Genomic DNA, 25,543 nt, shown 5'->3' with positions numbered 1-25,543 from the left:
CAGGTGCTAACAACAGGGCTAGGTGCAGCAGGCGGGGTCAGGCGTGGACGGGTCGGAGTTCAGGTTGGTGGCGGAGGAACCGGCGGCGCCCGCGCGGCGGGTGCGGGTGCTGCTGCCCCTGCCGTTCCCGGAACCCTATGACTACCGCGTGCCCGACGGCATGGACCTGCCCGACGGGGCGTATGTTGAGGTGCCGCTGGGTCCCCGCCGGGTGTTCGGCGTGGTCTGGGGCGACGCGCTGCCCCGCGACCCGGACAACACCGTCCCCGACGCCAAGCTTAAGCCGGTGGCCCGCCGCTTCGACCTGCCGCCCATGCCGGAGGTCAGCCGCAAGTTCGTGGACTGGGTGGCGGCCTATACCATGAGCCTGCCGGGCAACGTGCTGCGTATGGCGATCAGCGTCTCCGCCGCGCTGGAAGAGCCGCGGCTGCTCACCGCCTACCGGCTGGGGGATGACCCGATCCCGCCGGACTTCCGCCTGACCCCAGCCCGCCGCCGCATCCTGGACCTGCTGGCCGACAGCCCGCCCCGCCTGCCCGCCGACCTGGCGGAGGAGGCGGGCTGCACCCCCGCCGTGGTGCGGGGCCTGGCCGATGCCGGCATCCTGGTGCCTGTGCCCATGCGCAGCCTGCCCCGCTTCGCCGAGCCGGACCATGACCGGCATGGGCCGACCTTTTCGGCTGAGCAACAACACGCCGCGGATTCGTTACGCAAGCGGGTGGAGGAGGGCGGCTATTCCTGCACCCTGCTGGACGGGGTCACCGGCTCCGGCAAGACGGAGGTGTATTTCGAGGCAGTGGCGGCGAGCTTACGCGCCGGCAAGCAGGCCCTGGTGCTGCTGCCGGAAATCGCCCTGTCCGCCCAATGGCTGGACCGGTTCGAGGGCCGCTTCGGCGTCCGCCCGGCGGAATGGCACTCCGACCTGAACGGCCCCACCCGCCGGCACACTTGGCGGGCCATCGCCAACGGGGAGGCGCGGGTGGTCGTCGGCGCCCGCTCCGCCCTGTTCCTGCCCTACCCGGACCTGGGCTGCATCGTGGTGGATGAGGAGCATGAGACCGCCTTCAAGCAGGAGGACGGCGTCATCTACCATGCCCGCGACATGGCGGTGGTGCGGGCGCACTTGGGAAAGATCCCCATCGTCCTGGTCAGCGCCACCCCCTCCCTGGAAAGCCTGGTGAACGCGGAGGCCGGCCGCTACGCCCGCATCGACCTGCCGGCCCGCCATGGCGGGGCGACCATGCCCGACGTCACCCTGATCGACCTGCGCAAGCCCGACGCCCAGCCCCCCGCCCGCCACTGGATCAGCCCCATTCTGAAAGCGGCGCTGGAGGAGACGTTCGCGGCCGGCGAACAGGCCATGCTCTTCCTGAACCGCCGCGGCTACGCGCCCTTGACCCTCTGCCGCGCCTGCGGCCACCGGCTGCAATGCCCCCACTGCACCGCCTGGCTGGTGGAGCACCGGCTGACCAAGCGCCTGCAATGCCACCATTGCGGCTTCACTGCCCGCACCCCGGAATCCTGTGAGAGCTGTGGCGCCGAGGGGAGCTTCGTCGCCTGCGGCCCAGGCGTGGAGCGGGTGGCGGAGGAGGTGGTGGCCCTGTTCCCCGATGCCCGCACCGCCATGATGACTTCCGACACCCTGATCGGCCCCCGCGCCATCCAGGAGGTGGTGGAGAAGGTGAAGGCGCGGGAGGTGGACCTGCTGATCGGCACCCAGATCATGGCCAAGGGCCACCATTTCCCCCTGCTGACCCTGGTAGGCGTGGTGGACGGCGACCTGGGCCTCGCCGGCGGCGATCTGCGGGCGGGGGAGCGTACCTTCCAGCTCCTGCACCAGGTGGCAGGCCGTGCGGGCCGGGAGAGTCGCCCCGGCCGGGTCTTCATCCAGACCCACATGACCGAGCACCCCGTGATGCAGGCCCTGGCCGCCCATGACCGGGACAGCTTCCTGGCGCACGAGGCGGAGGCGCGCCAGCAGATGGAGATGCCGCCCTATGGCCGCATGGCCGCCCTGATCGTGTCGGGGGAGGATGACCGGCTGGTGGACCAGGTCGCCCTGCGCCTGGGCCGCACCGCCCCCCGCGGCCGGCTGGAGCTGACCATCCTCGGCCCCGCCCCCGCCCCCCTGGCCATCCTCCGCGGCCGCCACCGCCGCCGCCTGCTGCTGAAGGGCCCGAAGAACCTGCCCCTGCAACCCGTCCTGGCCGATTGGCTCTCCCAGGTCGAGGTCCCGCCCCAGGTCCGCGTCCAGGTGGACATCGACCCGTACAGCTTCATGTGAGGGGAGGGAACCTTCCCCTTGACGGTGGCGACAGCATAGGTAAATATGCCTAGCAACAGGCCCGTCCCGCGTCCGCGCGGGGCGGGCTTTTTCGTTGCCGGGGGAGTTTGCCCATGTCGCTGCGCCTGACCCAACCCATCGGCCCGGACAGCCGGGTCGAGCCTGGGGATGCACGCGCCCTCCAGATCACCCTCAACCGGCTGGAGCTGTGGATGCCATCGCCGGACGCGGGCATGAACGGCATCCCGGATCGCCGCATCATCGTCGCGGTGCGCGACCTCCAGCGCCGCGCAGGCCTGCCCGCCACTGGGAGGATCAGCCCGGGTGACGCGACGGAGACCGCCATCAACGCCGCCCTGGCCGCGAAGGGCAAGGGCGGCAGCTATGTCTGGCGCACCATGCGCGACGAGCGCGTCCGCCCCAGCCATGCCGAGCGCGACGGTAAGGTTTTCCGCTGGTCCGATCCGCCGCAGGGCGGCCACCCCGGCGAGGCCTCCAACTGCCGCTGCTGGGCTGAGCCGGTGGAGGCTCCTGTCGAGGAGCCGGAGCCGCCTTGCTTTGATGACCCGTGGCGGGAAGAAGCCATGGCCATGATTGAGGAGTTCGAGGGGAACATTGAATGGCCCTACGGCGACACACGCGGCAACATCACGGCCGGGCCAGGATTGAATGTGGACCGGTGGTGGGATTTTCGTCGGCTTCCGTGGACCATAGACGGTGATCCATTCCGCCCTGCAACGGAAGCGGAGAAGCTGGAAGGGTATGGCAAGGTTTTGGATAGGATAATCGATCTGTTTGAACGGGCAAATTACATTGAAAGCGGAAATAGATCTGAGAAGAAGCCTGTGAAAATAATTAATGTTCCAGCTGTGGACTGGAAAATGCTGACTAGATTAAGGCTGACAAAAGAGGAAACGGAAAAGCTTTTCAGGGAAAAATTCCAGCAGTTTGAGAAGGAAGTTAAAGGGAGATTCTCTGCTTTCGACTGCTTTCCTGGGCCAGCTAAACAGGCATTGATGGACATGATGTACAATCTTGGCAGCTCGAAATTTGAGAAAAGTAAATGGCCGAAATTCTTTGCGGCTGTTGATCGACGCCGCTGGCGGGATGCTGCTGAGAATTGCCAAAGATCTGGAATTCCGCTGGAAAGAAACATTAACACTGAAAAACTATTTGAGGAAGCGGCGAAACAGGAAGAAGATGAAAAAGAAAAAATTGAAGAAGACTCAACAAACTGAGGCAGGTCTGGTCAATCGAGACAACGTGAGTTCGGGAGAGCGATACTATGGATCGAGCCGACATCCCCAAAACTGCTGCGTGCGTGATAACGGGGCGGAGGACCGAAAACCGCGCTGCTGGCCTGTCCTCTTTCGCCGCTCTTGCTCCTGGGACCGCCCAATGTCAAGGCAAGTATCCCGGCCATAGAGCCAGCGAGCCTCGGCACATTCTTCTGGTACCGTTGACCAATAATCAACCTCACCTGGGATGACGGCCGGCAGGCACTCCGCCCGGCGAACCCCAACGATGACCAAAGTCAATTCGCCGTTAGTCGCCGGTGGGACAAAGGTACGATAATATCCGGTCCACCTATCACCCCAGATATTCTCTTCCAAGCATTCAAACATGGAGTAGAAGTAGGTCTCCTGCCTGACTTCCCCCAGAACCCTACAGTCGGAAATGCTGCCGTTATTGTAGCTCAGGGACCGCGCCGTGACATGCATGTCTCCGCCGGCGTCGTGATAGGGCGTCCACGCCCCGCAGAGTTCCCAGTTGACCAGTCCGCAATCGGGCTCCGCCCAATCCATGGCCTGGACAGGGCCTGACACCAGTGCCAGCCAGACAATCGCCACAAAGACCACCCAGACCCGCGCCATCACCCGCTCCCCCGACATCTGGGGGAAAAGTGTATGCGAAGCGCCTATCCCCATCCAGGGTGGAATTTCACGCCGCCAGCGGCAGCCCCTTCTCGTGCACCGGGCGAAGGTTGGCCAGGAACTGCTCGGCCGCGGCCCGCCAGGAAAAGGTCAGGGCGTGGGCGCGGCAGGCGGCGGGGTCGATGTCCAGGGCGGCCAGGCAGGCGTTGCGCAGGTCGGTGTCCAGCACCCCCGGCCCGCCGGTCCCCACCACGTCCAGCGGCCCCGGCACGGGATAGGCGGCCACGGGAACGCCGCTGGCCAGCGCTTCCAGCAGCACCAGGCCGAAGGTGTCGCTCTTGCTGGGGAAGACGAAGCAGTCCGCCGCGGCGTAGTGGCGGGACAACTCCTCCCCGGACTTGGCGCCCACGAAACGGGCATTGGGATAGCGGGCCGCCAGCTCCGCGCGCTGCGGCCCGTCGCCCACCACCAGCTTGGACCCCGGCAGGTCCAGGGCCAGGAAGGCCTCCACGTTCTTCTCCACCGCCACCCGGCCCACATAGGCGAAGACGGGCCGGGGCAGGTCCAGCCACCCCTTGTCCTGCGGCCGGAACAGGGCGGTGTCCACCCCGCGGGACCAGCGGCGCAGGTTGGTGAAGCCGCGGGCGCGCAGGTCCGCCTCGATGCTGGCGGTGGCCACCATCACGGCACTGGCCGGCGCATGGAACCGCCGCACCAGGGCATAGGTCAGGGCCAGCGGCACCGGCGCCCGGTCGCGCACATACTCCGGGAAACGGGTGTGGTAGGCCGTGGTGAAGGGCATGCCCTGGCGCAGGCACCAGGCCCGGGCCGCGAGGCCGATGGGCCCCTCCGTCGCGATGTGGATGGCATCGGGCCGGAACCCGCCGATGATCCGGGCCAGGGCGCCGCCGGCATTCACCGCCAGCCGGATCTCCGGATAGGTGGGCAGGGGCACGGTGCGGAAGCGGTCGGGGCCGACCACCTCCACGTCGTGGCCCATCCGCACCAGCTCGTCCCGGGTCGTCGCCAGCGTGCGGACCACGCCGTTGACCTGGGGCTGCCAGGCGTCGCTGGCGACCAGCAGCCTCACGCCGCCTCCACGGCCGCCGGGCCCCGTGCGGCGATGGGGGCGGGCAGGGCTGGGGGCAGGTCCTTGGCTGCCGGGGCGGGGGCGGCGGCCCGGGCGCGGTCGCGGATCACGTCGGCCCAGTACAGGATCTCCAGCCGGCCATCCATGTGCTCCACCAGGGCGGTGCAGCTCTCCACCCAGTCGCCGTCGTTGACGTACAGCACGCCGCCCAGGTCGCGCATCTCCGCATGGTGGATGTGGCCGCAGATCACCCCGTCCACCTGGCGGCGGCGGGCCTCCTCGGCCAGCGCCTCCTCATAGGCGCCGATGAACTCCACCGCCTTCTTGGTCTTGTGCTTCAGGTAGGCGGACAGGGACCAGTAGGGCAGGCCCAGCTTGCGCCGCGCCTGGTTGAACAGGGTGTTGACCCGCAGCACGAACTCGTACGCGGCGTCGCCCACATAGGCCAGCCACTTGGCATAGCGCACCACCGCGTCGAACTGGTCGCCATGGATCACCAGGTAGCGCTTGCCGTCCGCGGCCACATGCACCGTGTCCTCCAGGATGGTCACGCCGCCGAACTGCATCCCGATGAACTCGCGGAAGGCCTCGTCATGGTTGCCGGGGACGAGGAACACCGCGGTGCCCTTGCGGGCGCGGCGCAGCACCTTCTGGACCACGTCGTTGTGGCTCTGGGGCCAGTACCAGCCCTTCTTCAGCCGCCATCCGTCCACGATGTCCCCCACCAGGTACAGCGTGTCGGATTCGGTGTGGCGCAGGAAGTCCAGCAGGTACTCCGCCTGGCACCCGCGGGTACCCAGGTGGATGTCGGACAGCCAGATGCTGCGGTATCGGGTGACCGTCGGCTCGCTCGTCATGGCCAGAACCCCCTCGGCTGGCCGCGGGCAAGGCACCATCCCCATCGGGCCTGGACCGCGGTTCTCGGGGGCCATATAGAGGACGGGGTATTAAAGGAAAAAGAACCAACGGCGGCTGGACTGTGCAGCCGCAAAAAATTCTTCCCCGTTTCATTGATCTGCAACGCGTTTCACGGAAGTGAAACGCGCCATTCATTTCACCGTCATGGTCCCAGTTCCTGGGCGGCACCAGAAATCCACCCCCGCAAGCCCGCCCCCGCCTTGCCGGACACCCCAGCCTCGAATCGGCCACAAGCCCTGGGCCGGAATGCAAAGGGCCGCCCCCAGCGGTTGGGGCGGCCCTCGGGAACGGGTCGGGGAAGGGGAAGGGGCGTCAGACCGTCTGCGCGTCCGCGGTCTGCTGCTCGGTGCGGGGCAGGCGGCCCTTCCAGACGGACAGGCACTCGGCGGCCGTCTGGCCGCTGCCGATCTCGTACCAGCCGCGCCGGTCGTTGAACAGCAGCCGGTAGGTGCCGCGGCGGTCCCGCTCGAACCGGAACACGGGCCGCTCCAGGTTGGGGAAGCGCACCACCAGCCGGTCGAAGTCGGGGCCGGTGGACCGCTCCACCGTCTCCCACAGGCCGCGGCTCAGCTTCGGCAGGGCCACCGAGTTCCACTCGGCAAGGTCGGCGGGGGAGAACCGGGCGGCGAGGAAGGGGACCACGGTCATGCGGGCAAACCACGGGTTGGGCGTTGCTATGGCCGGATGGTGGCCCGCCAAGGATTAAGGGGGGCTTAAGGGCGGTGGCCGAATGCACGGGCGGGAGCGGGCCGGGCCGCCGGCACCCCTTGTCCTTTAGTATGGCCTCGCCCACCTGATCGTCGGCGTCGTGCCGCACCGCACAAGCACCACCCCGCTTCTACCCTGCGCGGGGGGCCGCATCCCCGCCGCCGGCCCTACGACCAGCGTCTAGCTGCGCTGCAATAGCGCATGCCCGGAACGGATGTGTCGCAGTTGCACCGGGGTAGTGGCTGTGTTACATGCTCGCTCGCTCGACGCCGGGGGTTCCCTCCCGGTCCTCCCGCTTATTGCCAAAGTCCTGAAATCATTCAGGTCTACGGACGAACCGAGGTTACCAGGTGGCAACCGAAGGGACAGGCGTATCCGGACTTGCGGCGCGTTACGCGACCGCCATGTTCGACCTAGCCGACGACCAGAAGGTGCTGGACCAGACGGCCCAGGACCTCACCCTCCTCAAGCAGATGCTGGCGGAGAGCCCGGACCTGCGCCGACTCGTCGGCAGCCCGCTGCTCGCCCGCGCGGACCAGGCGCGCGCCATGGATGCGGTGCTGGCCTCGGCCGGCATCTCAGGCCTCGTGCGCAAGTTCGTGGGCCTCGTGGCGCAGAACCGGCGGCTGTTCGCCCTGTCGGGGATGATCGACGGGTTCCTGGCCGAGCTTGCCCGCCGCCGTGGCGAGCAGACCGCCCAGGTCACCGTCGCGCGGCCGCTCAGCCCTGAGCAGCTGGACGCGGTCTCCGACGCGCTGAAGCGGGCCCTGGGGGCCAAGATGGCCGTCTCGGTGCGGGTCGACCCCGCGCTGATCGGCGGCATGATCGTCAAGGTCGGTTCGCGCATGATCGACAGTTCCGTGCGCACGAAGCTGACCAAGCTGAAACTCGCCATGAAAGGGGTTGGGTGATGGAAATCCGCGCCGCTGAGATTTCCGCGATCCTGAAGCAGCAGATCGCGAACTTCGGCACCGAGGCCGATGTCGCCGAAGTTGGCACCGTGCTGTCCGTCGGCGACGGCGTCGCCCGCGTGTATGGCCTGGACAAGGTCCAGGCCGGCGAGATGGTCGAGTTCCCCGGCGGGGTGAAGGGCATGGCCCTGAACCTCGAGACCGACAATGTCGGCATCGTGATCTTCGGCTCCGACCGCGACATCAAGGAAGGCGATGTCGTGAAGCGCACGGGCGCCATCGTCGAGGTGCCGGTGGGCCGCGGCCTGCTGGGCCGCGTGGTGGACGGCCTGGGCAACCCCATCGACGGCAAGGGCCCCCTGCTGGACGTCGTCCGCCAGCGCGTGGAGGTGAAGGCCCCGGGCATCATCCCGCGCAAGTCGGTGCATGAGCCCATGCAGACCGGCCTGAAGGCCATCGACGCCCTGGTCCCCATCGGGCGCGGCCAGCGTGAGCTGATCATCGGCGACCGCCAGACCGGCAAGACCGCCATCGTCCTGGACACCTTCATCAACCAGAAGAAGGTCAACGCCGGCGACGACGACAGCAAGAAGCTGTTCTGCATCTACGTGGCCGTCGGCCAGAAGCGCTCCACGGTCGCCCAGATCGTGAAGCAGCTGGAGGAGTCGGGCGCGATGGAATACTCCATCGTCGTCGCGGCCACCGCCTCCGACCCGGCCCCGCTGCAGTTCCTGGCGCCCTACACGGGCTGCGCCATGGGTGAGTACTTCCGCGACAACGCCATGCACGCCGTGATCGTGTATGACGACCTGTCCAAGCAGGCCGTGGCCTACCGCCAGATGTCCCTGCTGCTCCGCCGCCCGCCGGGCCGCGAGGCGTACCCCGGCGACGTGTTCTACCTGCACTCCCGCCTGCTGGAGCGCGCGGCGAAGATGAACGACGCCAACGGCGCCGGTTCGCTGACCGCCCTGCCGGTGATCGAGACGCAGGCCGGCGACGTGTCCGCCTATATCCCGACCAACGTCATCTCCATCACCGACGGCCAGATCTTCCTGGAGACGGCCCTGTTCTACCGCGGCATCCGCCCGGCCATCAACGTGGGCCTGTCCGTGTCCCGCGTGGGTTCCGCCGCGCAGATCAAGGCGATGAAGCAGGTCGCCGGCACCATCAAGCTGGAACTGGCCCAGTACCGTGAGATGGCTGCCTTCGCGCAGTTCGCCTCGGACCTGGACGCCACCACCCAGCGCCTGCTGAACCGCGGCGCGCGGCTGACGGAGCTGCTGAAGCAGCCCCAGTTCAACCCGCTGCCCGTCGAGGAGCAGGTGGTGTCCATCTTCGCCGGCGTGCGCGGCTACCTGGACCGTATCCCCACCAACGACGTCAACCGCTTCGAGGCCCGTTACCTGGACGAGCTGCGGGCGAAGGCGCCGGACATCCTGAACGCCATCCGCACGGAGAAGGCGATCAGCAAGGACACCGAAGAGAAGCTGAAGACCTTCCTCGACGGCTTCACCAAGGTGTTCGCCTGATCCGTGACGCGGTAAGGGCCGGCCACTCCCGGCCGGCCCTGGCAGACAAGAAGAGCGCGAGTCCGGCATGCCGAGCTTGAAGGACATCCGAAACAAGATCGCCAGCGTCAAGTCGACGCAGAAGATCACGTCCGCCATGAAGCTGGTGGCCGCCAGCAAGCTGCGCCGCGCGCAGGAGCAGGCGGAGGCCGGCCGCCCGTTCGCGGAGCGCATGGGCCGCATGCTGTCCTCCCTGGCCGCCAACGTGGCCGGTGGCGCCGGCGGGCCCCGGCTGATGGCCGGCACCGGGTCCGACCGGGTCCACCTGCTGGTGGTCATGACCGGCGACCGCGGCCTCTGCGGCGGCTTCAACAGCACCGTGGTGCGTGAGGCGCGCCGCACCATCCTGCGCCTGCAGGGTGAGGGCAAGACGGTGAAGCTGCTGACCGTGGGCCGCAAGGGCCGCGACCTGCTGCGCCGGGAGTTCCCCAGCCTGATCGTGGCGAACTTCGAGGATATGGGCCGCAAGCGCCTGTCCTTCGCCGAGGCTGACAAGGTCGCCAACAAGATCCTGGAGCTGTTCGACGCCGGCGAGTTCGACGTCGCGACCATGATCTACAACAAGTTCAAGTCGGCCATCACCCAGGTGGTGACCCTGCAGCAGATCGTGCCGTTCGCCCCGGCGGCCGGCACCGTCGACGCCGTGGGCTCGGTCGGCCTCCAGGACGGCGCCAAGGCCGTCTACGAGTTCGAGCCGAGCGAGGAGCGCATCCTGGCGGACCTGCTGCCGCGCAACCTGGCCATCCAGATCTACTCGGCCCTGCTGGAAAGCGCGGCGTCCTTCTATGGCGCGCAGATGACCGCCATGGACAACGCCACCCGCAACGCGGGCGAGATGATCAAGAAGTACACGCTGATCTACAACCGCACGCGCCAGGCCGCCATCACCAAGGAGCTGATCGAGATCATCTCCGGCGCCGAGGCGGTCTGAGGCCGGTTACAGAGACTATCACCGAGACGTTGGTTCCGAGGGAGCTTACCCCATGGCTACGATGACCCAGGCGAACGCTGTCGGCCGCATCACGCAGGTGCTTGGCGCCGTCGTGGACGTGCAGTTCGACGCCGAGCTGCCCCCCATCCTGAACGCGCTGCACGCCCAGAACGAGGGCAAGGTCCTGGTGCTGGAGGTTGCCCAGCACCTCGGCGAGAACACCGTCCGCACCATCGCCATGGACACGACCGACGGCCTGGTCCGTGGGCAGGAGGTGGTGGACACCGGCGCCCCCATCGCCGTGCCGGTGGGCCCCGCCACCCTGGGCCGCATCCTGAACGTCATCGGTGAGCCGGTGGACGAGCGCGGCCCTGTCGTCGCCGACAAGACCTACCCGATCCACCGCCCGGCGCCCGAATTCGTGGAGCAGTCCACCGAGGCGGTGATCCTCGTCACCGGCATCAAGGTCATCGACCTGCTGGCCCCCTACCTGAAGGGCGGCAAGATCGGCCTCTTCGGCGGCGCCGGCGTGGGCAAGACCGTCACCATCATGGAGCTGATCAACAACGTCGCCAAGGCGCATGGCGGCGTGTCGGTCTTCGCCGGCGTGGGTGAGCGTACCCGTGAGGGCAACGACCTCTACCACGAGATGATCGAGTCCAAGGTCATCAAGCTGGACGAGCCGGGCTCCAAGGTGGCCCTGGTGTACGGCCAGATGAACGAGCCGCCGGGTGCGCGCGCCCGCGTCGGCCTGTCCGGCCTGACCATCGCGGAGTACTTCCGCGACGAGGAAGGCCAGGACGTGCTGTTCTTCGTGGACAACATCTTCCGCTTCACCCAGGCGGGCGCCGAGGTGTCGGCGCTGCTGGGCCGCATCCCCTCCGCGGTGGGTTACCAGCCGACCCTGGCCACCGACATGGGCGCGTTGCAGGAGCGCATCACCTCCACGAAGAAGGGCTCGATCACCTCGGTGCAGGCCATCTACGTGCCCGCCGACGACTTGACCGACCCGGCCCCGGCCACCTCCTTCGCCCACCTGGACGCCACGACCGTGCTGAGCCGCTCCATCGCCGAGCAGGCCATCTTCCCGGCCGTGGACCCGCTGGACAGCACCTCCCGTGCCCTCGACCCCCGCATCGTGGGTGACGAGCACTACGGCGTGGCCCGCAAGGTCCAGCAGGTGCTGCAGCAGTACAAGGCGCTCCAGGACATCATCGCGATCCTGGGCATGGACGAGCTGTCCGAGGAGGACAAGCTGGTCGTGGCCCGCGCCCGCAAGATCCAGCGCTTCCTGTCCCAGCCCTTCCATGTGGCCGAGGTGTTCACCGGCACCCCGGGCGTGCTGGTGTCCATCGAAGACACCATCAAGGGCTTCAAGGGCATCGTGAACGGCGACTACGACCACCTGCCCGAGGCCGCCTTCTACATGGTGGGCACCATCGAGCAGGCCATCGAGAAGGCCCGCAAGATGGCCGCCGAGGCCGCCTGAGCTGAGTGATCCCGGGGGAGGGGGCAACCCTTCCCCCGTCACGGGAACGTCCGGAGTCCGTCATGGTCGAGTTCGAGCTGGTATCGCCCGAGAAGCTGCTGATGTCGCAGTCGGTGCGCATGGTGGTGGTGCCGGGCGCCGAGGGGCAGTTGGGCGTGCTGGAAGGCCACGCGCCCATGATCGTCACCGTCCTGCCGGGCGTGATCGACGTCTATGCCGACGACATGGCCACCATCACCCGCCGCATCTTCGTGGCCGGCGGCTTCTGCGAGGTCACGGGCACCCGGGTGACCGTCCTGGCGGAGGAAGCCCTGGAGCTGGACGCCCTGCGCGCCCAGGACCGGGCCGGTCTGGAGAAGCAGCTCTCCGACCTGCGTGAGGATTTGGACGACGCCAAGTCGGACGCCGAGCGCAAGACCCTGGAAGGCCGTGTCGCGGTGCTCCAGGCCAAGCTGGAAGTCCAAGGGCTGCACTGAGCCCCAGGCCAGGGCCGCGGATGCCGGGCGCCTGAGGGAACAAGGTAAAGCGACTTCTTGGCAACAGACATAGCCCCCTTGGGGGAATGGTGACGGGGGCGGCAACGCCCCCGTTGCATTTTCATGACGATGCCCCAATCTCCAGGCCGCGAAACCCCGCCGGGGATCGGCAGCACAGCGTAGGGTACCATCATGGCGTACAAGCACTGGACGATCGAGGAGCTCCCCTGGGACCAGCTCGCGCCCGAGAAGGTCGCCCCGGAGACCCTGCGCGTCGCCAAGGCCGCGGCCCTGGTGGAGTATAACGGCCACATCTACGCCGACTATCTCTGCAACGTCTTCCATGACGACCCGATCTTCCAGCAGGTCGCCCGCGACTGGGCGGTGGAAGAGGTGCAGCATGGCGAGGCCCTGGGCCGCTGGGCCGAACGGGTGGACCCGTCCTGGGACTTCCAGGCCGCCGTGCAGCGCTTCCGCGACGGCTACAAGATCGACACCGCCGCCACCGACAGCAAGCGCGGCTCCCGCGCCGGGGAGCTGGTCAGCCGCTGCATCGTGGAGACCGGCACCTCCAGCTACTACACCGCCCTGGCGGAAAGCACCGAAGAGCCGGTGTTCAAGCAGATCTGCAAGCACATCGCCGCGGACGAGCTGCGCCACTACAAGCTTTTCTACGACCACCTGAAGCGCTACCTGGAGTCGGAGAAGCTGAACCGCGTCCAGCGGCTGATGATCAGCCTGTCCCGGATCAACGAGACCGAGGACGACGAGCTGGCCTACGCCTACTACGCGGCAAACCACTGGACCCGCCCCTATGACCGGGCGGAGAACCATGCCGAGTACACCAAGCTGGCCTACAGCTACTACCGGCCCCACCACCTGGACCGCATGGTCGCCATGGTCTTCAAGGCCAGCGGCCTGAAGCCCCAGGGCTGGCTCCACGACATGGCCGCCAAGTTCGCCTACAGCCGCATGCGCAAGAAGGCGGCATAAAGCGCCCTGCCAATCTCTGATGTCATCCCGGGCTTGACCCGGGACCCTCGGGAAAGCGGATGTGCAAAGGGGCGGCAGCGGGCCTGCGGAGAGGTAGCCAGGCTTTCGGTGCCCTGCATTGGCCGATCCCGAGGGCCCCGGATCGGCGCTCCGCTTCGCTACGCTTGTCCGGGGTGACCTCCAGCGCCCTGCATTTCCCTACGCCCGCACCAACGGCCCCAACTCCGCCACCACCCGCTCATAGATCGCCCGCTTGAACGGCACGATCAGCCCGACCAGTTCCGCCACCGGCACCCATTTCCAGGCGTCGAACTCCGGGTGCTCCGTCTCCAGGTCGATCTCGTCGTCCGCGCCCAGGAACCGGCACAGGAACCATTTCTGCTCCTGCCCGGCATAGTGCTTCATCCAGCCTTTGGTCCGCAGTTCCGGCGGGAAGTCGTAGCGCAGCCAGCCGGCCGTCTCTGCCAGCACCGCCACGTTGGCCGTGCCGATCTCCTCCTCCAGCTCGCGCAGGGCGGCGGCCCGCGGCTCCTCCCCCTTGTCGATGCCGCCCTGGGGCATCTGCCAGGCGTCCGGCGTGTCCTTGCGCCGCCCGACCCAGGCCAGCCCCTCCCGGTTCACCAGCATGATGCCGACATTGCGGCGATAGGGCAGGGGCTCTTTGCTCATCGTCCTCGGTTCCGCGAAGGGGGCACGGGGGCGCAGACTACAGAAATGCATGCAGGGATGCAGCCAGCCCGTTGCGCCGGCCGGGCTTTCCCACTACCTCACCCGCAAGAAGGGGGAAGGGGGCAGGCATGAAGCGCATCCTGGCCATGGCCTTGGTGGCCCTGGCGACCGTCACCGGCAGCGGGGTCGCCCAGGTGCCCGCCGGCAACCCGTCCGCCGACCTGGCCGCTACCCTTGAAGCGATCCGGGCAGAGGCGGGCCTTCCCGCCCTGGCCGGGCTGGTCGTGCATGCCGACGGCAGCGTGGAGGTAGCCGCCACCGGCAAGCGCCGGCTGGATGGCGGCGATCCCGTCACCCCGGCTGACCGCTGGCACATCGGCTCCAACACCAAGTCCATGACCGCCGTGCTCGCCGCCCGGCTGGTGGAGGCCGGTCGCCTGTCCTGGGGCACCACCTTGGCCGAGGCCTTCCCCGACCTTGCCCCGTCCATGCATGCCGATTGGCGCCCGGTCACCCTGGAACAGCTGCTGGGCATGCGGGCCGGCGCGCCGGAGGACATCGGCAACCTGTCCGCCTGGGGCGCTTTCTGGGCCAACAAGAAGCCGCTGCCGGCCCTGCGCAAGGAGCTGGTGGCGGAGGTCACGGCCAAGCCCCCGGTGGCCAAGCCCGGCACCGCCTGGGCCTATTCCAACCCTAGCTACGTCATGGCCGGCGCCATGCTGGAGGCGCGCACCGGCCAGCCCTGGGAGGAGCTGATGCGGGAGTACCTGTTCGCCCCCCTCGGCCTCGCCACCGCCGGCTTCGGCGCGCCGCCCGGCCCGGACCAGCCCTGGGGCCATGCCAGGCCGCTGGTGCCCGTGCTGCTGAAGCCCACGCCCATGGACCCGGCCGGCGGCAAGGCGGACAACCCGCCGGCCCTGGGCCCCGCCGGCACCGTCCACCTCAGCCTGGCGGATTATGGCACCTACCTGCGGGCCGTGGTCGACGGGGCCAACGGCCGCGGCACCTTGCTGACACCGGAAAGCTGGCAGCGGTTGCTCACCCCCGGCCTCCAGGACTATGCCCTGGGTTGGGGCGTGCGGGCGGCACCCTGGGCGGGGGACCGGCCGGCCCTGGGGCATGCCGGCTCCAACACCATGTGGTTCCTGAATGCCCGCGTCGCGCCCGCCCGCGGCTTCGCCGTGGCCGCCGCCAGCAACAGCGCCAGCGGTGGGGCCGAGGGGGCCGTGACCAAGGCCCTGGGCGCCCTCATCAAGCGGGCGGAGGCCAGGGCGCCCTGAACCCTCCTGGGGCGCCCCTGCCTTGCCCCGAGGGCCTGCTCAGCCCTCAGTCATGCCCCACCAGGTGCGTGCCGTGGGTCACGGCGGCCCCGGCGCGCAGGGCCGCCGCCAGGAAGGTGGTCTCTGCCATCTCCTCCTCGGTGCAGCCGGCCGCCAGCGCGGCCTTGCGATGGATCTCCAGGCAATAGGGGCACTGGGTGGTCAGGGCCACGGCCAGGGCCATCAGCTCCTTGTACTTCTTCGGGATCGCCCCGTCCGCCAGGGCCGCCTTGTCGAAGGCCCCGAACGCCGCCATGGCCTCCGGCGCCAGCTTGCCCAGGGTGCCCAGCTTCTTGATGTTCTGCATGTCGTACATGGCGCTTCCTCATCATTCGCGCGCCCGGTCTGTCGCCGGGCGCTTGCAAACAAAGGGTGCCACAGGAACGGCCTGCCGCCACCCGTCCCGGCATCCGACTTTCTGGCAATTCCGCGCCCCCGGAAGGTGCCCGGAAACCCCCGGAATCCGCCGCGTCCCATATTGCACCGCGATACCGCATTGCGGCAGCAACAATGCCCCAATCCTCGCCTCCCGCGGGTACGATCCGAGTCCGAAAGCCCAGCTTTCCCGACAAAAAATAAGTCAGTAGCATTGACCTATTTTCTTGGTTACCATCTCGCCCAGATAAGGTTGGGACGGGCCCGCCAGAATGGCGGGGCCAAGGGGGAGGGGACACCGATGGCACAGGCTGCCCGCACGCTCGCGACCGTGTCGCTGGACGACAAGTACGCGCTGGACCGTGGCCGGGTCTTCATGACCGGCACCCAGGCGCTGGTCAGGCTCCCCCTGCTGCAGCGGCAGCGGGACCAGTTGGCGGGCCTGAACACCGGCGGCTTCATCAGCGGCTACCGCGGCTCGCCCCTGGGGGCCTACGACCAGGCCCTGTGGCAGGCCCGCCGCTTCATGAAGAACGGCAACATCCACTTCGTCCCCGGCGTGAACGAGGAGCTGGGGGCGACGGCCGTCTGGGGCAGCCAGCAGGTGAACCTTTGGCAGGGCGCCAAGGTCGATGGCGTCTTCGGCATCTGGTACGGCAAGGGCCCCGGCGTCGACCGCTCCGTCGACGCGCTGAAGCACGCCAACTTCGCCGGCACCTCGCGCCATGGCGGCGTGCTGGCCATCGCCGGCGACGACCACGCGTCCAAGTCCTCCACCCTGCCGCACCAGTCGGACCACGCCTTCATGCATGCCTTCATGCCGGTGATCAACCCGGCGGGGGTGCAGGAGTTCTTGGACTACGGCCTGATCGGCTTCGCCCTGTCCCGCTATGCCGGCGTCTGGGTTGGCTTCACCGCCATCGCCGACACCATCGACACGACAGCCATCGTCCAGGTCGCCCCCGACCGGCTGAACATCGTGGAGCCCACCGACTTCGAGCTTCCCCCCGGCGGCCTGAACATCCGGCTGCACGACACGCCGCTGATCCAGGAAGCGCGGATGATCGACTGGAAGCTGGCGGCGGCCAAGGCCTTCGCCCGCGCCAACAAGCTGGACAAGGTGGTGTTCGGCCACGACCGCCCCCGCCTGGGGCTGGTCACCATCGGCAAGTCCTACCTGGACGTCCGCCAGGCGCTGGAGGAGCTGGACCTCTCCGAGGAGATGGCCCACGACCTGGGCCTCGGCATCTACAAGGTCGCCATGGCCTGGCCGCTGGAGCCGGAGGGTATCCGCGCCTTCGCCCAGGGCACGGAAGAGATCCTGGTGGTGGAGGAAAAGCGCTCCGTCCTCGAACTCCAGATCAAGGAGCAGCTCTATAACTGGGACCGCCGCCCCCGCGTGCTGGGCAAGACGGATGAGACGGGCCGCCCCCTGTTCACCGAGAAGGCGGAGCTGAACCCCATCGACATCGCCCGCACCCTGGGTGAGCGTATCCTGAGGTTCGGCCCCAACCCCCACATTTCCGAGCGGCTGGCCCGCATCGACGCCCAGCTCCGCCGCACCACAGCCGCGGCCACCGTGGCCCGCACGCCCTTCTACTGCTCGGGCTGCCCGCACAACACCTCCACCAAGATTCCCGAGGGCTCCCGCGGCCTGGCCGGCATCGGCTGCCACTACATGGTCACCTGGATGGGCCGCAACACCGAGGTGTTCAGCCAGATGGGCGGCGAGGGGGTGCACTGGATCGGCCAGACCCCCTTCGTGGAGGACAACCACGTCTTCGCCAACCTGGGCGACGGCACCTATTTCCACAGCGGCATCCTGGCGGTGCGCGCCGCCGTGTCGGCCAAGGTGAACATCACCTACAAGATCCTGTACAACGACGCCGTCGCCATGACCGGCGGCCAGCCGGTGGACGGCACCCTGTCGGTGCACGACATCGCCCAGCAGCTGGACGCGGAGGGCGTGTCGCGCATCGTCGTGGTCAGTGACGGGCCGGAGAAGTACGGCCTGGGCCAGGGCCTGCCCCACGGCACCAAGATCTACCACCGGGACGAGCTGGACCAGGTGCAGCGGGAGCTGCGGGAGGTCCCCGGCGTCTCCGTCCTGATCTATGAGCAGACCTGCGCCGCCGAGAAGCGCCGCCGCCGCAAGCGCGGCAAGTTCCCCGACCCGGCCAAGCGCGTGGTGATCAATGAGCTGGTGTGCGAGGGCTGCGGCGACTGCTCCCAGCAATCCTCCTGCCTGTCCGTCACGCCTGTCGAGACGGAGTTTGGCCGCAAGCGCCAGATCGACCAGTCCACCTGCAACAAGGACTTCAGCTGCCTGAAGGGCTTCTGCCCCAGCTTCGTGACGGTGGAGGGCGGCCAGCTCAAGAAGCCGAAGCCCGCGGCCGGCGCCGGCGACGCCTGGGGCGACCTGCCGGAGCCGGCCCTGCCCACCCTGGACCGGCCCTGGAACATCCTGGTCACCGGCATCGGCGGCACCGGCGTCGTCACCATCGGCGCCATCCTCGGCATGGCCACCCACCTGGAGGGCCGCGGCTTCACCGCCATGGACATGGCCGGCCTGGCGCAGAAGGGCGGCAGCGTCACCAGCCACCTCCGCATCGCGGAGCGGCCGGACCAGATCCACGCCAACCGCATCGTCGCCGGTGGGGCCGATTTGCTGCTGGCCGCCGACATGGTGGTGGCCGCCAACGCCGACAGCCTGTCCAAGCTGACCGCCGGCCGCACCTCCGCCGTCCTGAACACGACGGAGACGATCACCGCCGCCTTCCTGACCAACCCGGACGCCCGCATCTCCACCCCGTCCCTGGCGCGCACCATCGCCAACGCCCTGGGCGGCACGGACAATCTCTCCACCCTGGACGCCAGCAAGATCGCCACGGCGCTGTGCGGCGACAGCATCGCCACGAACCTGTTCCTCCTCGGCTTCGCCTACCAGAAGGGCCTGATCCCCACCTCGGCCCAGGCCATCGAGAAGGCGATCGAGATGAACGGCGCCGCGGTGAAGATGAACACCGACGCCTTCCGCTGGGGCCGCCGCGCCGCCCTGGACCTGTCCCGCGTGCTGGAGGCTGCCTTCCCCGCGCCGGTGGGCGGCGACCTCTACGCCCACCGCAAGCTGTCCGAGACGTTCGAGGAGATGCTGGCCCGCCGGGCGGAGTTCCTGGCCGGCTACCAGGACGCCGCCTACGCCGCCAGCTACACCGCCTTCGTGGAGAAGGTCCGCGCCAAGGAATCCGCCGTCACCCCCGGCCGGGAGGAGCTGTCCAAGGCCGTGGCCAAGTACCTGTTCAAGCTGATGGCCTACAAGGACGAGTATGAGGTGGCGCGCCTCTACACCGACACGACCTTCCTGAAGCAGGTCGCCAGCCAGTTCGAGGGCGACTACAAGCTGAAATTCCACCTGGCCCCGCCGGCCACCGCCCAGCGCGACCCCGTCACCGGCCACCTGAAGAAGCAGGAATTCGGCCCCGCCATGCTGACCGCCTTCAAGGTCCTGGCCCGCATGAAGCGCCTGCGCGGCACCCGCCTGGACCCCTTCGCCCGCAACCCGGAACGGGTGATGGAGCGCCAGCTGATCCAGGACTACCGCAAGACCGTGGAGGAACTCCTCTCCACCCTCTCCCCCGCCAACCACGGCCTGGCCGTGGACATCGCCAGCATCCCGGAGAAAATCCGCGGCTTCGGCCACGTCAAGGAAGCCCACCTGGCCAAGGCCAAGGCCGAGGAATCCGACCTCCTGACCCGCTGGCGCAACCCGCGCCCCCCGGTGGCACGGGCGGCGGAGTAACCCCACCCCCCACGGCCCCACCCCCCCTCCCCACCGGGAAGGGGGTCGGGGCAAGGGGACCCTGCCAATCACCAAAGTCACCCCGGCCCCCGAGCCGGGGCCCTTGGGAAAGCCGCCATGCCAATGGCGCGGCAGCGGGCCCTTGTTCCCTCTCCTTGGGGAGAGGAGGGACCCACGGCCGCAAGGCCGTGGGAGGGTGAGAGCCTGCCCCCACGAAGGCGGGGGGAGGTGGGCGTAGAGACCCCCACCCCCTCCCGCTTTCCACCTTCCAGGCGCAACCTAAAGAAGGGAAGCTTGGCGAGGGTCGGCGATGGTCACCTTCGCGGCGTCCTTCTCCTTCAGGGCGCCGGCGGCGCGCAACGTCTCCTCCGTCAGCAGGGGGCCGGCACAAATCCTGTCCAGCAGGTCCTTCTGCGCCGGTTCCAGCTCGACCAACCGTCCAAGCACATGCAGGACGTTCAGCAGCTCCGCCGTGTACTCCGGCAACCACCGGTCCGGCTGGATGTCGCCCAGGGCCGACGGCTTGCGCCGCTCACCGATGATCGGCCGCTCCCGGTTCTTGCGGCGATAGCTGAACCATTGGGTCAAGACCTGCTTGCCCGAAACCTCATACAACCAGACGGCCCGGGGCACGCGCTCCACATATCCACGCCCGACATGAAGGCGGTTGGTGGCGGCATCATGGTCAATCTGATCCGGCATGTCCTCGGGCGTGTCGGGGATCGTGCCGCCTTTCGGGATCGTCGGGCCAATCTCCGACGACATCCGGGGAGGGCCAGGGGGGCGACCCGCTGCGGCGTCGACAAACCTTTCCCCGAAGGTGTGGAGCCAGATCACCTGCCTGCCCAGGGCTACGGCCTCTTCGAAAAGATCGGCACTGGCCGTGATCGGGATGCGAAGGCCGGGCTGGACAAGGTCGCCATCGAACCGCCGTACGTAGTCCGGATGGGCAGCGATAGCGGCTACATACGCCATGATGTCCGCTGCTGACACCGCGTATCCGAACCGATTTTTGAGGTCAACCAAAAGCTGGTTTGGAACGTTGGGGGTCACAGCTTGCTTATCTGACCACAAGGGAAATGCCCTGCCCCGAACGAACCTTTATAATGGTGCAAATCAGGTACCAAGCTGGTGAAGCTGATTGCAGGTCCACCAGTTGGCGAGTGCTGAACTAGCGATGTAAGGTAAACTTGTTCTTTGGAATGTGATCCCCACAGAGTCGGATTTGGCTGATTCAAAAGCCTGTTATCCGGGATAATCCACTGACGATCAAAAGTGCGGAATCCATACCGTGTTGGGGTGATAACTGGAAGTTCGTCATTCGCGACCTTTACATTCCTATACTCATGTCCAGGAAGTCCTTCACGGAGCAGTTTTTGTGTATGTTTGTCTCCCAATTGATTGTTGCGAATATGCGGATGGAACAGCGCCTCCTTCTGCGCCGGGTCTCTCTCGCCAATGAGGCACTTCCACCGCCGCTCCAGGGATTCGCGGTCCGGTGCGATGACCCAGGTTCGCCCAGGCATCACGCCGGAACCGTTGTAGATGAACAGGTCCTCCAGCCTGGGGAAGGTCCCCCATTCCCCTGTCGCCTTGGGCAGGAACGGGGCGCGCCATTCATCCGGGCAGTCCTGCCATCCACCGCCTTGCAACGAGATACTGGCGATGGCGGCAAACTTCAGTTCGCGCTTCCCCTCCGGCAGGGCCCTGAACCGCACCTTGGCCGGGACAGTGGGATCGGTCTTCCCATGGCGAGAGGCGAGCACGATGCAGACCGGCTGTTGCACGCCCTGGAAAACCCGGGTGGCGACCTCGGGCTGGTGCCCCTCCGGTGAACAGTCGATCACCCAGATATCGTCCGCGTCCCGCCGCAGGTCGGCGCGCATCTTCTCGAAACCCGGGCCGTTCAGGAACCCGGCCACGGTGATATAACAGACGACACCCTTGTGTCCCGGCAGGGCCGCGCCGGCAGGGGAGGCGCCAAAGACCTTCCACGTCGCCCACCGCCAGAAATAGACATACAGGTTCCGCAGGTGCTTCACATGCGCCGACACTTTCCACGCCGGCGGCGGAATCCAGGCTTTTAGCGGTGCGGGTGCCTTCGTGTTGTCACTCTCCTCCTCGACCCAGCCGCCCAGCCCCTTGGCTTTTTCCTTGTAGGGTGGGTTGCCGATCACCACCATGATCGGCTCCGCCCGCTTGATTTCGTTGGCCTTTCGCCGTGACTGCGCCAGCGAGCCGAGGAAGGAAGGCATCCATTCCTCTTCCTCATACGGGCTGGCCAGCGTGTCCACCACATGGAGCCGCAGGTCGATGGCTTCCTTGATTCCCTTGTTGTCCGGGTCGATCAGCTGCACCACCTCCGCCAGCAGCCGGAGCTGGGCCACCGCAAAGGGGCCGAACTGAAGTTCGAAGCCAATGAGCCGTTTCAAGGCATCCCGGATGACGCCTGGGACGGCGCCCTCGCCCATGTCCTCCCGCGCTACTTGGGCGATGCGCCGCAACACGCCCAGCAGGAAGGTTCCCGTCCCGACCGCCGGGTCGGCCAACGTCACCTCCGGCGATGCGATGCCGCCCGCGACCCCGAACCGGGTATAGTCCCGCAGCACCTCATCCACGAAGCGGACCATGGCCGTCACGATTTCAGGCGGGGTGTAATAGGAACCCGTCTGCTTTCGCAGGTCGCTGTCATAGACGCTCAGGAACTCTTCATAGAAGTAAAGCCAGGCATCCTTGTCGCCCTTGGCGATGGCCGACCAGGAAACCGCGTCCAAGACACGGACCAGGGTCCGAAGGGATGTGGTGAGCGTCTCGTCATTCTCGGCTTGGTCGGTCAACAGGCGCAGGGCTTCACCGATCAGCGAGTTCGTCTTCCGGAGCTGTCCCGCTACAACTGAAAGGCCATTCGCCAGCTTGACATCCCGAGCCCGCGCGATCAGCAGGCCGAAGGTTACGGCCTGGGCGTAGCCGTCAGCGAACTGGGAATTCGTGGCGTTGGGAAACAGCAGCTTGCGCCAGTCCTGGGCAAGGTTGGTCAGGGCGGGGCTGCCCTTGTCCAGTTCCTCCGTCACCTCATCCCGCAACAGCCGGCAAAGGCGGGCGGTGATGTCAGCAAGTTGCTTGGCATTCCGCGGCGGGACAGGTTCCCAATGGAAGAAGTCCTGGAACACCGCCCGCAGCATTTCCGGCGCCTTCAACGCGGCACCGGCTGTCTCAACGTCGCCGTCGAGACGGATCACCTCACCGGTCAGCTCACCATTGCGCCAAAGGCTGAACCCGGTGCCGTCGGTGTAGAGCAGGTTGGGCAGAGACTTCAGCTTCTCCCATTGCCCCTTGTCATGCTTGTCCGTGAAGCGCCGGGGATCGGGCCCCTTGCCGGGGGCCTTGACCTCAATGAAGCCGATCAGGGCCTTCTGTCGTGTGACCGCATAGTCCGGGCGGGTCTGAAGGTCCGCCAGGGAAGTCTCCCCCACCGTCACGATGGCACCGGCCGGCAGTCCGATGACGGCGGCCATGTCCTGGACCAACTGTTCAAGCGGCGCGCGAAGCTGGTCCTCCGGGTTGCCTGAGATGGCCGGGCTTTTCAGCTTGTCTTTGACCGAAGCCCCGAATTTTGAGACCGCGTCAGCCACAGACATCTTCACCAAGATGGACCCCGCTTGATCAACGGATGATGACTCTTCTCGCGATAGTCATTCTATCCCAACGGGAATCAGGGTGGGAGGGATAATTGCTTTTCGTCACCCGCAACCCTTCCCAAACTTCACCCCACCCCATCCCTGACACTCTCCGCCAGCATGTAGGTCCTCACCGCCTTGGCGTCCCCCACGTTCAGGTCGGTGCACAGGCGGGCGCACAGCAGGGTCAGTTTGGCGGGCAAGTCGGCGGGGGAGAGGTTGGGTTCCTCGGACAGGCGACGGGTCAGGGTCTCGCGGCGGTCCAGCAGGCGGGCGGTGGCGCGGTCCTCCAGGGCGGTCGCCGGGTCCGCGGGGCGCAGGGCCTGCTCCATCTCCCGGAGTTGCGACAGCAGCAGGCGGACGAGGGGGGAGGGTTCGCGCATGGGGCTCTATGGACGGTGGGGTCTGGTCGTCTGGATACGTAAGGCGCATCGTTGACCCCACGTGCCGGGTCGCAGCCTCTCCCCTGCCGCCACACCCTCCTTGTCCTCTGCGTGCCGGCCAACGGCCGGCCTCTGTGTCCTCTGCGTTCCCAAACCCCGGCGCGGCTCGCACCCCGGTTTCCGGTACCGCCGCGACCACCACGGGATGGACAAAATTCCTATCCCATGCCATGCTACCCGATGCTGTCCTGCGGGGCGGCCGGGTCTTGGCAATGGTGAAGCGGCACCACCCCCGACGGCGGGCGGGCACCGACATGCGCGACGGCGGACCCCTTAACGAGACACGAAGCCAACCCCGTCACCTTTGTCTCCTTAAGGCATTTTCCTTAGGCGTTTCAGGTACTTGGAATGTGACACGCGTCACCTTAAGCGTCACCTTACGGTCACTTTAGTCACCTTAACGTCTCCTCCCGTCACCCACCGCGCCGGCGCCACGGCGGCGCGGCCCCCCGCCTTGCCCCCGGTCATGCCGGGGTCGCTCCCGGCCCCTGCCCATTTCGATGGCAATCGGCCCCCTTCCGTGGCAGCAAAAGCGGGCGAGAATCCGCAGAACCTTTGGCTTGGGGAACCAGCATGACCATCACCGCCCAGCGCCCCGTCACCCTGGCCGACGTGCAGGAGGCGGCGGACGCCCTCCGCGACCATCTGGCGGCCACGCCCTGCATCCCGTCGCGTACCCTGTCCCAGATCACCGGCGCGCAGATCTGGGTGAAGTTCGAGAATTTGCAGTTCACCGCCAGCTTCAAGGAGCGCGGGGCCCTCAACAAGATCCGCAAGCTGTCGGCGGAGGAGCGGGCGCGGGGCGTGGTGGCCATGTCGGCGGGCAACCATGCCCAGGGCGTGGCCTACCATGCGGGCCGGCTGGGCATCCCGGCCACCATCGTCATGCCGGAGGGCACCCCCTTCATCAAGGTGGAGCTGACGGAGGGCCACGGCGCCCGGGTCGTGCTCCACGGCGCCACGCTGGTGGAAGCGCAAGCCGAGGCGGAGCGGCTGAGTCGGGAGGAAGGGCTGGTCTTCGTCCACCCCTATGACGACGCGGACGTGGTGGCCGGCCAGGGCACCATCGCGCTGGAGATGCTGGACGCGGCCCCGGACTTGGACGTGCTGGTGGTCCCGGTGGGCGGCGGCGGCCTGATCGGCGGCATCGCCACCGCCGCCAAGGCCCTGAAGCCGGGGATCGAGGTGGTGGGGGTGGAGGTGGCGGCCTATCCCGCCATGGTCCAAGCCTTGGCGGGCGAGACCATCCAGGTGGGCGGCGACACCATCGCGGAGGGCATCGCCGTCAAGAACGTCGGCAAACTCCCCCTCGAGATCTGCCGCCGGCTGGTGGATGAGGTCCTGCTGGTCCCGGACGAGGAGGTGGAGCGCGCCGTCGCCCTGTTCCTGAACATCGAGAAGACGGTGGCGGAGGGGGCGGGCGCCGCGGGCCTGGCGGCCGTGCTCTGCCACCCCGAGCGGTTCCGGGGCAAGAAGGTCGGGCTCGTGCTCTGCGGCGGCAACATCGACAGCCGCGTCCTGGCCCAGGTGATCATGCGCCAGCTGGTGCGCGAAAGCCGCCTGATCGCCATCCGCGTCGGCATCCCCGACCGGCCGGGCGCCCTGGGCAAGATCACCAGCCTGATCGGCGAGGCCGGCGGCAACATCATCGAGGCCGCCCACCAGCGCCTGTTCACCACCGCCACGGTCAAGGCCACCGACATCGACCTGACCATCGAGTGCCGGTCCAAGAAGCACGCGGAGAAGGTCATCGCCACCCTGCGCGACAAAGGGGGCTTCGGGGTCAAGGTGCTGGCCGGTGGGGTGGAATAGGGGTTTGAGCCCTTGCAGGTCGTGCATGGTTCCGGTGGCGCAACCATCATTGGACTCGCGCATAATTTCGCATAGAGGTGGCATGTCTCTTAATCGCATGCGAACTTGAGGGAGGCGGGGGTCCTGGGCTAGGTTCTGGTCATGGGGTGTGTGGGAAGCCGGTTCGGACGGCCCCGCCATCCCGCCCGATGACCGGACATCCGTAAG

At 67.5% G+C, this 25,543-nt stretch carries 17 protein-coding genes and 1 pseudogene; 11 read left to right on the top strand and 7 right to left on the bottom strand.

Annotation, left to right across the window (positions count from 1 at the left end; translation table 11 throughout):
• The first annotated feature begins 43 nt into the window (after positions 1 to 43).
• Positions 44 to 2,284, top strand: coding sequence for a primosomal protein N' (locus HHL28_RS12255; protein ID WP_083698885.1), 2,241 nt, complete (start codon positions 44 to 46; stop codon positions 2,282 to 2,284).
• Positions 2,285 to 2,397: 113 nt separating this feature from the next.
• The gene (locus HHL28_RS12250; protein ID WP_075769709.1) at positions 2,398 to 3,522 is read left to right on the top strand and encodes a phage minor head protein; all 1,125 of its coding nucleotides are present in this window, start codon (positions 2,398 to 2,400) and stop codon (positions 3,520 to 3,522) included.
• A gap of 703 nt (positions 3,523 to 4,225) precedes the next feature.
• On the opposite strand, the gene HHL28_RS12245 is transcribed toward HHL28_RS12250, so the two are convergent.
• The 3 genes from HHL28_RS12245 to HHL28_RS12235 form a co-directional block, all read right to left on the bottom strand.
• Entirely contained in the window at positions 4,226 to 5,248 is a 1,023-nt protein-coding gene (locus HHL28_RS12245) for a glycosyltransferase family 4 protein (RefSeq protein ID WP_075769710.1), read from the bottom strand.
• Complete coding sequence (locus HHL28_RS12240; RefSeq protein ID WP_075769711.1) at positions 5,245 to 6,105, bottom strand: UDP-2,3-diacylglucosamine diphosphatase; 861 nt, start codon at positions 6,103 to 6,105, stop codon at positions 5,245 to 5,247. Before HHL28_RS12240 ends, HHL28_RS12245 begins: the two co-directional genes overlap by 4 nt.
• A 373-nt stretch (positions 6,106 to 6,478) precedes the next feature.
• A complete protein-coding gene (locus HHL28_RS12235) occupies positions 6,479 to 6,814 on the bottom strand; it encodes a hypothetical protein (RefSeq protein ID WP_075769712.1) in 336 nt (111 codons plus the stop codon).
• Positions 6,815 to 7,224: 410 nt separating this feature from the next.
• On the opposite strand from HHL28_RS12235, the gene HHL28_RS12230 reads away from it, so the two are divergent.
• The 6 genes from HHL28_RS12230 to HHL28_RS12205 all read left to right on the top strand — a co-directional run bounded on the left by HHL28_RS12230 (position 7,225) and on the right by HHL28_RS12205 (position 13,242).
• Positions 7,225 to 7,785 (top strand): F0F1 ATP synthase subunit delta, encoded by a 561-nt coding sequence (locus tag HHL28_RS12230; protein WP_075769713.1) that lies wholly within the window; start codon positions 7,225 to 7,227, stop codon positions 7,783 to 7,785.
• Positions 7,785 to 9,314, top strand: a complete 1,530-nt coding sequence (gene atpA, locus HHL28_RS12225) for a F0F1 ATP synthase subunit alpha (RefSeq protein ID WP_075769714.1) — start codon at positions 7,785 to 7,787, stop codon at positions 9,312 to 9,314. Before HHL28_RS12230 ends, atpA begins: the two co-directional genes overlap by 1 nt.
• Positions 9,315 to 9,381: 67 nt before the next feature.
• Positions 9,382 to 10,284, top strand: coding sequence for a F0F1 ATP synthase subunit gamma (locus tag HHL28_RS12220; protein ID WP_075769715.1), 903 nt, complete (start codon positions 9,382 to 9,384; stop codon positions 10,282 to 10,284).
• A gap of 61 nt (positions 10,285 to 10,345) precedes the next feature.
• Positions 10,346 to 11,773 carry a F0F1 ATP synthase subunit beta gene (atpD, locus tag HHL28_RS12215; protein WP_075769716.1) on the top strand — a complete coding sequence of 476 codons (1,428 nt, stop codon included), beginning with the start codon at positions 10,346 to 10,348 and terminating at the stop codon, positions 11,771 to 11,773.
• Positions 11,774 to 11,835: 62 nt separating this feature from the next.
• Positions 11,836 to 12,249 (top strand): ATP synthase F1 subunit epsilon, encoded by a 414-nt coding sequence (gene atpC, locus HHL28_RS12210; protein ID WP_075769717.1) that lies wholly within the window; start codon positions 11,836 to 11,838, stop codon positions 12,247 to 12,249.
• A 192-nt stretch (positions 12,250 to 12,441) separates the two neighbouring features.
• A complete protein-coding gene (locus tag HHL28_RS12205; RefSeq protein ID WP_075769718.1) occupies positions 12,442 to 13,242 on the top strand; it encodes an acyl-ACP desaturase in 801 nt (266 codons plus the stop codon).
• 198 nt (positions 13,243 to 13,440) lie between these two features.
• Here the strand turns inward: HHL28_RS12205 and HHL28_RS12200 are convergent, their stop codons facing one another.
• A complete protein-coding gene (locus HHL28_RS12200) occupies positions 13,441 to 13,911 on the bottom strand; it encodes an RNA pyrophosphohydrolase (RefSeq protein ID WP_075769719.1) in 471 nt (156 codons plus the stop codon).
• Positions 13,912 to 14,039: 128 nt separating this feature from the next.
• On the opposite strand from HHL28_RS12200, the gene HHL28_RS12195 reads away from it, so the two are divergent.
• Positions 14,040 to 15,191, top strand: coding sequence for a serine hydrolase domain-containing protein (locus tag HHL28_RS12195; RefSeq protein ID WP_075769720.1), 1,152 nt, complete (start codon positions 14,040 to 14,042; stop codon positions 15,189 to 15,191).
• 46 nt (positions 15,192 to 15,237) lie between these two features.
• Here the strand turns inward: HHL28_RS12195 and HHL28_RS12190 are convergent, their stop codons facing one another.
• Positions 15,238 to 15,546, bottom strand: coding sequence for a carboxymuconolactone decarboxylase family protein (locus HHL28_RS12190; protein ID WP_075769721.1), 309 nt, complete (start codon positions 15,544 to 15,546; stop codon positions 15,238 to 15,240).
• 360 nt (positions 15,547 to 15,906) lie between these two features.
• Between HHL28_RS12190 and HHL28_RS12185 the strand changes: the two genes are divergently transcribed.
• Positions 15,907 to 19,404, top strand: coding sequence for an indolepyruvate ferredoxin oxidoreductase family protein (locus tag HHL28_RS12185; protein ID WP_075769722.1), 3,498 nt, complete (start codon positions 15,907 to 15,909; stop codon positions 19,402 to 19,404).
• A 279-nt stretch (positions 19,405 to 19,683) separates the two neighbouring features.
• On the opposite strand, the pseudogene HHL28_RS12180 reads toward HHL28_RS12185, so the two are convergent.
• Both HHL28_RS12180 and HHL28_RS12175 read right to left on the bottom strand, forming a co-directional pair.
• Positions 19,684 to 22,586 (bottom strand): annotated as a pseudogene (locus tag HHL28_RS12180) (type ISP restriction/modification enzyme).
• A 581-nt stretch (positions 22,587 to 23,167) separates the two neighbouring features.
• Positions 23,168 to 23,464, bottom strand: coding sequence for a hypothetical protein (locus HHL28_RS12175; protein WP_075769723.1), 297 nt, complete (start codon positions 23,462 to 23,464; stop codon positions 23,168 to 23,170).
• A gap of 633 nt (positions 23,465 to 24,097) precedes the next feature.
• On the opposite strand from HHL28_RS12175, the gene HHL28_RS12170 reads away from it, so the two are divergent.
• Positions 24,098 to 25,336 carry a threonine ammonia-lyase gene (locus HHL28_RS12170; RefSeq protein WP_075769724.1) on the top strand — a complete coding sequence of 413 codons (1,239 nt, stop codon included), beginning with the start codon at positions 24,098 to 24,100 and terminating at the stop codon, positions 25,334 to 25,336.
• Positions 25,337 to 25,543: the final 207 nt, after the last annotated feature.

The sequence above is a fragment of the Aerophototrophica crusticola genome (assembly GCF_012913305.1).
Taxonomy (GTDB): domain Bacteria; phylum Pseudomonadota; class Alphaproteobacteria; order Azospirillales; family Azospirillaceae; genus Niveispirillum; species Niveispirillum crusticola.
The sequence above is the reverse complement of the archived record's forward strand: the minus strand, read 5'-3'. Positions and strand labels throughout refer to the sequence as shown.